6 protein-coding genes are annotated in these 7,395 nt (G+C 36.7%); 1 reads left to right on the top strand and 5 read right to left on the bottom strand.

Annotation, left to right across the window (positions count from 1 at the left end; all coding sequences use genetic code 11):
- Positions 1-109: 109 nt before the first annotated feature.
- On the bottom strand, positions 110-523 hold the full coding sequence (locus tag EHS15_RS10540; RefSeq protein WP_135760534.1) for a helix-turn-helix domain-containing protein: 414 nt from the start codon (positions 521-523) through the stop codon (positions 110-112).
- 93 nt (positions 524-616) lie between these two features.
- Between EHS15_RS10540 and EHS15_RS10535 the strand changes: the two genes are divergently transcribed.
- A complete protein-coding gene (locus tag EHS15_RS10535) occupies positions 617-976 on the top strand; it encodes a helix-turn-helix domain-containing protein (protein WP_246052071.1) in 360 nt (119 codons plus the stop codon).
- Positions 977-1,109: 133 nt separating this feature from the next.
- Here EHS15_RS10535 and EHS15_RS10530 read toward each other — a convergent pair whose 3' ends face one another.
- From EHS15_RS10530 to EHS15_RS10515, 4 genes are read right to left on the bottom strand one after another with little or no spacing between them, the layout of a single operon-like run.
- Positions 1,110-2,156 carry a DNA cytosine methyltransferase gene (locus tag EHS15_RS10530; protein WP_135760533.1) on the bottom strand — a complete coding sequence of 349 codons (1,047 nt, stop codon included), beginning with the start codon at positions 2,154-2,156 and terminating at the stop codon, positions 1,110-1,112.
- On the bottom strand, positions 2,146-3,609 hold the full coding sequence (locus EHS15_RS10525) for a response regulator receiver domain (protein WP_135760532.1): 1,464 nt from the start codon (positions 3,607-3,609) through the stop codon (positions 2,146-2,148). Before EHS15_RS10525 ends, EHS15_RS10530 begins: the two co-directional genes overlap by 11 nt.
- A complete protein-coding gene (locus EHS15_RS10520; protein WP_135760531.1) occupies positions 3,599-6,538 on the bottom strand; it encodes an ATP-binding protein in 2,940 nt (979 codons plus the stop codon). The genes EHS15_RS10525 and EHS15_RS10520 overlap by 11 nt, the downstream gene beginning before the upstream one ends.
- Complete coding sequence (locus EHS15_RS10515; RefSeq protein ID WP_246052069.1) at positions 6,535-6,948, bottom strand: very short patch repair endonuclease; 414 nt, start codon at positions 6,946-6,948, stop codon at positions 6,535-6,537. Before EHS15_RS10515 ends, EHS15_RS10520 begins: the two co-directional genes overlap by 4 nt.
- Positions 6,949-7,395: the final 447 nt, after the last annotated feature.

The following is a 7,395-nucleotide window of genomic DNA, read 5'->3' as shown; positions in this document are numbered from 1 at the left end:
AGCCGAAGTTATCTGCTGTGCCGCGCCCCGAATGTCTAACCGAGCGAAGCCACGGAAGGCGTAGCCGGTTAGGGAATGCCAATAGGATTGCTATTTAAGATTTGAAAGATTACTTCTTTTTTGCAAACTCAGAAGCTACATCAGCAATGATCTTTCTCTGATCAGGTGAAATTTGTAAGAGCGTCTTTACGATTTCTTTCACACCTTTTGTGCTTTTGATTTTGCTGAATAAAACTTTATCCTCATCCATCTGAAAAACCTGTCCTTCATCGGAAGAAGAATACAGAACAGGTTTAATAGATTTGGAATCATCTAAAAGCCAATCGAGATTTACCTTATATCTTTCTTTAAAAGTAGTTAGAAATGCTTGAGAGAGCGATTCTACTCTACCTTGGATAATATTGTTCAATCCTGCTGGAGAAATATTAAGCTCAGGAGCTGCTTCTTTCTGGCTTTCACCATGATCTTCTATAACTGCTTGTACCTTCTTTCCAATTAGTTTTTCAGTTTTCTTTGAGGTCATTAAAAATACACTAATAATTTATTTTTCATTGACATTAATTCACCTATGGTGTATTAATGTATTTACCGATACACGGGCGCAGAATTAGTTTCTATGGCATCACCTCATACGAAAAGCAGAAAAAGACCGATTCTAAGACCTTCGAATGCCCAAAAGGTAGCAAATTCTGAGGTCACAATGTTTGCTAGTGCGCTTCCACAATGGAAAGTCTCAAAGAAAGACAAAAAATTCTTTTATCGAGCTTTGAAAACCGCAAGAAAGGAAGCTGGCTTTACTCAAGCTGAGGTAGCTAAGAAATTAAAACGAAGCCGAAGTCATATTTCGAAGATTGAGTTAGGACAAAGACGGTTATTTATGGATGAGTTTCTCATTTTATATAAGCTTTATGGCAAACCAACTATCTATTTCTATTCAGCCTTTATTAAAAGTGATCTTGTTGAACAGATAGATTAAGCCCGAGTAAAATCTGCGAAGCAGTTTTAACGAGGGCTATTAGAACAATTTAAGTGAAAATTCTGCGACCCGATCGCGTAGCGTTCGGGTAGATTATCATTTATATTTGCAACAAATCATGCGATATGCTAAGTTAGTTTAGAGTTCGAAGATGATCTCTGATATAGACTGCTTGAGCTTTCGCAAATTCAGGCGGAAGAGCCTCTCCTATCATTGAAGATAATTTTAAAATACCGGAATCTATCGGAAATTTATATGATGGAGGAAATGATTGTAACAATGCCGCCTCAAAAATTGTTAGAGCTCTATTCTGTTCAGGATGAAGAAATCTTCCTTTGGAAGGATTCGTACAAAATCTAGTTATTGTTGATGCTTCCTTGTCCCACCAAAGTCTTCCATAAACATCGTTGAAGCCTCCATTTTTTAATTTTTTATGGCATTCTAATTGATTGGCTTCCCCTAACGCTTTTCGGCTGCCACCATCTATTGGTATAAGACTAATTCTTTGATGAATTTCTTTTGAATGAACGCTATATAAATTATGCAATGGATTATTCGACTTGCTAGGAAGAGGTAAATTTCCGATGGCCTCTCGAACAGTTTTTTTCGCTTTCTTAGTTATTATACTTGGGAATTCTATTTCACCGATATTTGAAGCAATTAATATCATCCTTTTCCGGCGTTGTGGAACCCCGAAGTCTGAAGCATTTAAAATTCCAACTTTAGAATGATAGCCCATGCGAGTAAGAGACTTCCGAGCTTTGGTCATACGGGCATCGTCCATTAAAGCTGGGACATTTTCCAGCAATATTGTTTTAGGCCTCAGGTCGTTAACCAATCTAATAAAATCAAATATTAACTCATTTCTCTCATCTTTTACTGGCGTTTTTCTATTTTTTCTACGAAGGGAAGAGAAACCCTGGCAAGGCGGACAGCCGGCAAGAAGATCTAAATCCCCTTTCTTAAGATCAAGTTTCTTTATAAAAGTAGTCCCTCGGACTTTCCGAACGTCTTCAAAAAGGATGACTTCAGGATGATTTAAGTTATATGTATTTCTGGCATCCGATAATATCTCAATCCCCGCTATTACATTAAAACCCGCTTTCTTTAACCCTAAGGTCATTCCGCCGCATCCACAAAATACATCAATAGCTGTAAATTCTGATTTCTTAGTTTTCATGTCTTACTACTCTAACAATTTCCAGAATGTCGATTCCGACTCTAGTACGCATAACCCAAACTCTATGAAGGACTCGATTAAATATATCCTCTCTTAAGCATCCAACATACTTGTAATCTTTTAATTCAGTAGCATCTAGTTTTGGATAACCTACATGATCTCCTGAAGCTTCAATTTGAAATAAATTGTATGCATCGAATATTAAATTAATTTGCCGATCTTCCGAAATCACAGAGACTTGAATATATCTATCTTCCGCCGACTTTTCTATCTTAGATTCCTCTCCTACTAAAAACGAAATCTTACCTCCTGTCGCTAATCTATATAGATCACACAAAGGAGTAATACTGAGATAATATTTGTCTTCTTTTTGTAAAATAACGCCTTGGATTAGGCGATCCAAGGATTTTGATAGAGCGTAAGATTCAATAAAAGCATTCAAATGAAGAAGTGTATCCGGTTTCAAGCCAGTCTTCGTCTTAGCACTTTCTTTTTTAGTTTCATCGTTACCAAATAGTGCTTTACCTGCTTTTTTCATTTCACCAAGAAAGCCAGCCTTATCATTTTTAATACGCTCATTATCTTCTTTCGATATGATTGATAACAGTGTTTCGTCTTGCAATATTGAAACGGGGGCCAAAAGTAGAGATTTTTTAACTTCGTCTAAAATAAGGTTAGAAATTTGATAAGATAACTCATTTGGAATTGACTTGAATAAGGCTTGGATTGCTATTTCTTTGTCTACTTTTACAGGTAGTTTTGGGAGAATTTTAGGAAATAATTCCTTAACTCTATAGCTCAACTCAAAACCTGCCCAGTGTAGCAAATCCGGATATGATGAATAAAGCATCGAATAAATTTTGTCAATAAGTGTGCTACTATCCATTTCGGCTTTATCAAAAAAAGACAGGAAGATTTTATTATCTTTCACAAATATGGGGAGATCCCCTTCATTGACTTGACCCGCTATTTCAGGTTCTTCAGATTCGGATGCTGACGGTCTTTCCACTCTTATAGAATTTTCCTTCTTTTTAAAACCGATTTCAAGAAGTCTTCCTTCAACATTCGGCGAATGGCCAGTATATACTAAAATGAAGCGAATGGAATCGCTTTCGGATAATTGATTTAATAATTTAAGCGAATATTCAGGGCGATCATTTAAACCGAGATACCAATCAAGGATAACGACATCGGCTTTTTTTGCCACAGCTAAGGCAGCTGCAATTGCTTTGTCGGAAGAACTTTGTTCAGAGGTTACTGTTGCTTCTTTCGGGAATGAGTGAAGATGGCAGAGAATTGAATCTTCGCTGCATTTTTCAATTAAACTCCTAAATGCTTCGCCGACTTTTAAAGAAGAATCTTCCTTGTCCTCAATGAGAACATCGTCATCTATGATTGCAATACTGCCACAATAATGACTGGCTATATTTCTTTTTAATTCATTAATCATCATTATCTTCCTTATTTACGATTTTTTCTACAAAGAGAATCGCAGCGCCGCCTAAGGCTCCTTTTAAGGGTTCTTCCGGCATTCGCAGATCCATATTATTTCCGCGTAAAGCACTACGAGAAAGATAAAGACCTAATCCTCTTCCGTACGGTTTTCTAGTAAAGAATGGATCAAATACACGCTCTTTATCTCGGTTGGAAATACCGGGTCCCGAATCTGAAATTACGAATCCTTCTGGATCGATTCCGAATCTTATTTTCCCGCTACCGTACTTCTTACTTACCCAATATACAGCGTTATTTATAACGTTGAGAATTGCCCCATAGATAACCGACTTCTTGGCGTTTTTCCAATGGAGATTAAGAAAATTTTTTGTGAACTCAAACTCTATATTTTTTAATGATTCCGTCGGATAACGGCTAATAACGAAATTGCGAATATCATTTCCTGATAATTCTGAATAAGTAGTCTTGTCCGACCTAAATAATGGAGAAAGGAATTTTAAACGTTCATCAATTGCTTGGAACGTTTCTCGTAAATGGCCCAATCTTTCAACGATTTTCGAATCGGAACTGGCCTTTTCTATATATTTAAGATCATGTTTCGCACTATTAAATAGAGTTTTATATTCGTGATCAATGCCTTCTACAATTAAACCAATCTGTGCAAGTTCTGCATAAATGCTTTCTTTCTCTTCAGTGGCTTCTTTCTCTCGAACCAATTCTCCTATAAACTTTTCCAAACTCTTCGCTTGATGGATCCGTTGAATTTCTCTAATTAAGGTTTCCCAATGAGGAATAAATTCGTCCCTAGAAATTTTTCTCTGAAGATTAAGAGCTTCTTCGAAGCTCGATAAGGAATCTTCTCCTCCATCAACTACTTCTTCTAATGGATTTTCCCCTAGCAGTTTAATAGGTATATTTTTAATTACTCCGACTTGTTCTTTTAGCCAATTATCACTTCGTTTTTCCGATATTTCCTTCGCATAACTAGAAAAAGCATTTTTTTTATCTTGAAGAGAGTTAATAATTCCGTCCTCATTTTTCCTTAGCCTACCTTCAAATTTTTTAATTCGATCTAAGCGTTCTGAAAATTTAGATCTTAATTTTTCAAAGCGAGCTCTTAATTTTGTTGTTTGCTTATTCCATTCATTCTCAAGCTGTTGTTTATCGGTCAAATAGGAATCCCAGGAGGCCAAATTCTTCGTATTCGGTTCTGCAAAAGGATGAATTTCCGTTATTAAACGATTTAGATAGTTTTCTTTGATTTCGTCCAGTTGATCGAACAAACTCTCAGTTTTCAGGATATTCGTACGGTCCCCTTGAGAAGAATTGCTGACGCTTTCACTTAATGAATCTATCAATTGATCGACATGGCGACTCGCCTGGGGGAGTAATTTTCTGGATTCTTTAAACCTTTCCAGGAAGCTATTAGTTGCTTCTTTTATTTCATTTAATCTTTCTTCATCTTGGTTTTTCTTTTTCTGAGTTGAAAAATCTGATTCCCTTCCGTAATATCTCTTAGCTAAATCAACAAATATTTCCGTACAAATACTAACTAAGCCGCGATAACTTCCATTTTTTATGAATCCTTCGCGACCAGCTTTATCGATAAGATTCGAATTGTCTTTGTGCGTAATGTATATCGCTCCAAACATTCTTCGATGCGAGAAAAAATGCGTTCCCGCATTGAATGTCCGCCGTTCTTCAAAACCCAGAAAATCTTGGTCGTATCGGCCATAAGGCATTACCCGAATCCCGTCTCTATAAATATATAAAGCACCATATGCTCGTAATTTTTCGGTATAGCTCGCGAATAAATCGGGGGGAACAATTGATTCATTCTGTCTGCCTTGAACGTAGCCTAACAGTATTCTAAATCGTCCAGGATGGTATGATCTATATGGTAATTCTTTTAGATTATTTTCATATGGAAAAGTTTCATTATAACGTCTTATTTTTCCTTTCGCTATTCCATTCTCCGAAACAGTTATATCTATAAAATGATCTACTTTTTCAAAGTCGGAAAATTTCCAAAAATCCTGCTCTCCTCCATAAGCAACTTTACCATTATGCAATGCTTCGATTCGAATGCGGGGATTTTCTTTAGCGAATGGATCGCAAAACGCATAAATTGTTTTAAGTCCTTCTGAAGGAATATAATCTTCTCCACGATTTGCCTGTTCTTTCGTCTCTTGAAAGACTTCGGTTACTTCTTCCGTTGATCCCAATATTGCAAAGTACGTTCCCGGTACATGATCTTTAGGAGAAATGGAATTAAGTCCACTTGCTATTTCGTTGTCTAAATTATTTAAAATGCTTTTGGCGAGATCTTTTGTTCGACTATCAGTTTCCCAATTCTTATGGTTTTGTTTTATCCAAGTTTTTAACTGCTCTAAGAGTAGAAGAGAATATTCTTTCGGATCGTCATCAGCATTCAGTTCTATGTATGGAACTTCAATATCTTCTAAATTTAATTTTGGAAATTGAAATAGCTCCCAATGAATCAATGCAAGGGAGCGCGTGTTTTCTTTATTCTTTCCCCATCTAGTCCAGATTAGTACTGCTTTTCCCAAAGCCGCAACTGCAAGCCGCCCAATTCCTTTTTCACCAAATGGTTTTTCTGTTTTAGCCCTTTGTACTTTAGTTTTGTCGGCATATTTTAACCATCCTTCATCCGGTTTTTCCGATCTTTTAGATTCGGTCGCAATAACTAACCACCGATTTAATAAATCAGTAGGTCTCATTCCTAATCCATCATCTTCAATTTCTAAAAGCTTCTTTTCATCATGAAAATGTATCCATACGTTATCGGCCTGAGCATCGACAGAATTTTTTAAAAGCTCAGTTATAGCAGTAGGTGCATCCGCAATTTGTTCCCTACCTAAAAGATCTACGACTCTTGCTCTTGTTCTAAAACTTGTTTTCTTCATTGAAGTGAGTTTGCCTTAATAGAATTAAGAAGGTTTTTGGGAATTTTACCTTTTCTAATTTGGCATTCCCATATCCGATAAACTGACCATCCCATTCTTCTTAAACGGCTAGTCTGTTTTCGATCTCTATGTTTATTATCGGAAATTTTCCGCTCCCAGAACGCCTTATTTGTCTTAGATATGGTGTTTCGGCAGTTGTGCCCGTGCCAAAAACAGCCATCTGCAAAAATTATTATTTTTTGTTTCGGAAAGACAAAATCCGGCTTTCCTAATATTTTTTGATTTCGTCTCCAACCAGTAATTTTATGTTTTTTGAATAGTTCTATAAGTGCAATTTCTGTAGTTCTATTTCCTTTCCCTTTTATTCGGGACATAATTTCTGATCTTTTTTCTTGGGTGAAAATATCCAATTTTTTACCTTACATAAAAGTAAAAATAATAAATCATTTAGCTACTGCGAAGTCAAGCCTGCCACGGACGGCAGGCGCTATAAATGAAGGGGCGCGGCATGGCAGATAACGAACTAGGCTTGCCGACGTTGGCTAAACTGGCACAACGCTTGCGTATGCAAGAGGAGTGACAGTAGCCAATGTGGTGAAACCCGAACGAGAGCGAGCAGCGCGAGTCTCGAAGTGAAGCGGTAAGCCGTAGTTATACGTCGTTTTGTCCGAGATGATTAGCTAATTTAATTGCTAGATCTTTGGAAATACGATCTATAAATTTATTTAGATCTTTGTCTTTTTCAAAATCTTCCATGGCTGCATCCATAATCGGATTTACTGTGCTAGTATAGTATTCACCTGACAGTTTCGTAAAGAAGCAGTGGTCAGACCTCTTCTAATTGGGAAAATGATTTT

The organism is Leptospira idonii (assembly GCF_004770995.1).
GTDB lineage: Bacteria > Spirochaetota > Leptospiria > Leptospirales > Leptospiraceae > Leptospira_A > Leptospira_A idonii.
The sequence above is the reverse complement of the archived record's forward strand: the minus strand, read 5'-3'. Positions and strand labels throughout refer to the sequence as shown.